At 52.1% G+C, this 1,327-nt stretch carries 2 protein-coding genes and 1 pseudogene; all 3 read right to left on the bottom strand.

Annotated features, from left to right (window positions below):
* Positions 1-478 (bottom strand): hypothetical protein (locus ACRZ95_RS22895; protein ID WP_480555672.1); only part of this gene is annotated, 478 nt, incomplete at its 3' end.
* A 49-nt stretch (positions 479-527) separates the two neighbouring features.
* Positions 528-821: a hypothetical protein gene (locus tag ACRZ95_RS22890; protein ID WP_170434026.1), complete on the bottom strand. Its 294-nt coding sequence runs from the start codon at positions 819-821 to the stop codon at positions 528-530.
* Positions 821-1,327, bottom strand: a pseudogene (locus tag ACRZ95_RS22885) (AAA family ATPase); the annotation flags it as partial. The gene ACRZ95_RS22890 and the pseudogene ACRZ95_RS22885, both read right to left, overlap by 1 nt.

The following is a 1,327-nucleotide window of genomic DNA, read 5'->3' as shown; positions in this document are numbered from 1 at the left end:
ACTCAGACTTCAGATACAGATTCACCAAATTCATTAAGTCAAATGCAATACTCTCTTTTTCGGCCTCTTTTTCATTGATGAGTCTTAGCAGTTGCTTGAATATTGCTTTAGGTGCGTCTTCATTGGGATTCATTCTCAATAAAACGCTTTGAATCCGTTCATTTACCTCTGCAAACTTTGCGTCGTCTCGCTTTCCATATTCGGGGGCAAACGCCAAAATGACAGCAAAGTCATCGCGTAGTTGGTCTATCCAATTCTGGCGGAAATCTGCAAGTTTCATGCGCCTTGAAAGCTCGAGCTGCAGCTTTCGTTCTTGAGCGGCTCGATATTGCGCCTCCTTTGAAGCTGCTGCTGAACGCTTCTCGGCAGAACGATTTATTATTGTAGTTACTGCAAGAGTAATCAACGGCACGACCACCAGAGTTATCAATTCCTTGTGGCCAATAATCCATTGGTTCCATGCAGTGAGAAGTTCCAAACTCAAACCCTCCCTTCTAAATACGGCTTCGTGTTGTGTTCTGTATCTTTCAGATCGCAATCCTCTTGAACCGACCAACAACCACAACCGCCAGCACCAACAAGGGCAATGCAAACGACCGCCCTGTGATCTGCAAGTTGAACCCAAGGTAAGACACCACGCTGCCCTCAAACAGGATCAGGGACTCTTCCCATGAAGTGCCCTCGAACCCGCTGCCCGCGTTGACACCGAACTGGGTCAGGAACAGCACCGCCACAGCGCCCAGAAATCCGATCACGCCCCAGCGCAGAGGTAGGATCAGACCCAATACAAGCGCAAAGCCAGAAATCGCGTAGACGAGCATTATCCCTTCCCCTCAAGGTACCGCCGCTTGGCCTCTTCCATTCGGCCCATCTCGCGCACCGTGTTTTCAATGGCGACCTCGTCGCTCTTGTCGGCATATCGGAACTCACTGTCGGCGTAGCGGTTGATCTCCTGTATCACCATGTCCACCGTGATCGGCTGACGCAGGTCTTCGATCATGGCCTTCTTAGTGTCGTAGTCTCGGAACAGGAACAACTCGGGGGTTTCCATCCACTCGTCGGGCAGTTCGAAATCCATCGCGCGGACCTTGACCGCGTCGGTGATGTTCTTGATCGCGCGGCCGGTAAAGCGCTCATCGGCCTGTTGGATCGCCTTGAGGTAGGTGCCCAGTTTGGCAATCGTGTCCATTTGCCCGATATCGTCGGACACCCGATCATAAACCTGCAGCAGCGCGTCCTCATGTGGGCGGGAATGACTTTCGAAACTGGCGGCGACGGCCTTTTTGATCTCTTGCGCAGCATAGGCTTCGTGCTCACCCAGCGGGAT

It is taken from the genome of Ruegeria sp. AI3 (assembly GCF_056541245.1).
This window is presented reverse-complemented; position numbering and strand designations above follow the sequence as displayed.

Excerpts from the sequence above, each read along its gene's own strand:
- ACRZ95_RS22890 (WP_170434026.1), bottom strand. The coding sequence starts at position 821 with ATGCTCGTCTACGCGATTTCTGGCTTTGCGCTTGTATTGGGTCTGATC.